Raw genomic sequence first — 1411 nt, 5'->3', positions numbered from 1 at the left:
AGATGTGTATACGCGCCAGCCCCGCGGCATCCGCGCCCCCCGCATCCTCGCGAGAACCCATCCCCCGGGCCCTCAGGCGTTCTCCGCCTCGAACATCCAGCGGTGCTTCTCGAGGTCGCCCGTCAGCCCGATGAGGACGTCCTGGCTGACCCGGTCCGACTGGTCGGTGTCCTCGATGCGCTCGCGCATCCGCCCGATCACGGCGCCCAGGGCCGCCACCATGACCCGTACCGCGTCCGCGTCCTTGATCCAGCCGTCGTGGACGTCGAGCCCACCGGCCTTGGAGACCGTGTCGGCCCGCCCGTCCGGGGAGACGCCCAGCGCCGAGGCCCGCTCGGCCACGGTGTCGGCGTGCAGGCGGGCGCTGGCCACGACCTCGTCCAGCTGGAGATGGATGGAGCGGAACCGTGGACCGACCACGTTCCAGTGCACCTGCTTGGCCACCAGCGAGAGGTCCACGAGGTCGATCAGCGCCCCTTGGAGCGCGTTGCCCACGACCTTCAGATCCTGCTCGGTGAGTGGGCTCTTGACGACAGACATCAGGTTCCTCCTGGTTCCTTCTGCTTTGTCGCGACTCTCTCCCCACGATCGCATACCCGGCTCAGACGGGTCATTCCCAACAGATCATTCCCCACAGAACGAGCCCAGGTCCGTACAGAACCAAGCCCCGGCCCGCACAGAATCGAGCCCCGGCCCGCATCACCAGATGCGTACCGGGGCTCCGAAGACTGTGTTGGGCGAGACTGTGCTGGGCGCTATGCCGCGACGACGTCCACCGCTTCCGCGGGCGCCTTGATCGTCACGCGCTCCTCCGGCACTCCGGTCACGGACGAGACCGTCACCGGGTTGAACATCGGCCTCATCGGAGGCACGGGCTCGGTCGCGGCGGCCGAAGCGGCCAGCTCGGCCAGCGACAGCTCGTCGCTCACCGCGCGCATGACCTCGGACATCCGCACGTCCAACGCGTCGCAGATCGCCGCGAGCAGCTCGGAGGAGGCCTCCTTCTGTCCGCGCTCGACCTCCGACAGATAACCGAGGGAGACCCGCGCCGAGGAGGAGACTTCGCGCAGGGTTCTGCCCTGGCGCTGGCGCTGCCGACGCAGCACGTCACCCAGCAGGCGACGGAGCAGAATCATCGGTGGCTCCCTCCTCGGACCTCGGATCCGGATCCTTCTCGACCCACCGTACCGCCTCGGGCCGCGGCCGTGCGGGGAGCGATGACGTGTTCACTCAGGGCTGCAAACATCAAATCCCCCCGGCCTGTTCCGTATCCTGTGCCCGCCCATTCTCGATCAGTTCCCCCAGAAGCAGTGCCAATGCCGCCCGGACGGTGTGGGAACGGATTTCCGCCCGGCCCCCGTCGAGTTTCAGCCCCCGTACGCCTCCCGCGCCCCCGGGACCCCCCACGGCG

2 protein-coding genes are annotated in these 1411 nt (G+C 68.7%); both read right to left on the bottom strand.

Annotated elements, in window-relative coordinates; all coding sequences use genetic code 11:
* Positions 1-72: 72 nt before the first annotated feature.
* A complete protein-coding gene (locus tag AOK16_RS15615; RefSeq protein WP_055472849.1) occupies positions 73-540 on the bottom strand; it encodes a Dps family protein in 468 nt (155 codons plus the stop codon).
* A gap of 215 nt (positions 541-755) precedes the next feature.
* Complete coding sequence (locus AOK16_RS15610; protein ID WP_055472848.1) at positions 756-1136, bottom strand: helix-turn-helix domain-containing protein; 381 nt, start codon at positions 1134-1136, stop codon at positions 756-758.
* Between the last annotated feature and the right edge of the window lie 275 nt (positions 1137-1411).

The sequence above is a fragment of the Streptomyces pathocidini genome (assembly GCF_001418495.1).
GTDB classification, from domain to species: Bacteria; Actinomycetota; Actinomycetes; order Streptomycetales; family Streptomycetaceae; genus Streptomyces; species Streptomyces pathocidini.
This window is presented reverse-complemented; position numbering and strand designations above follow the sequence as displayed.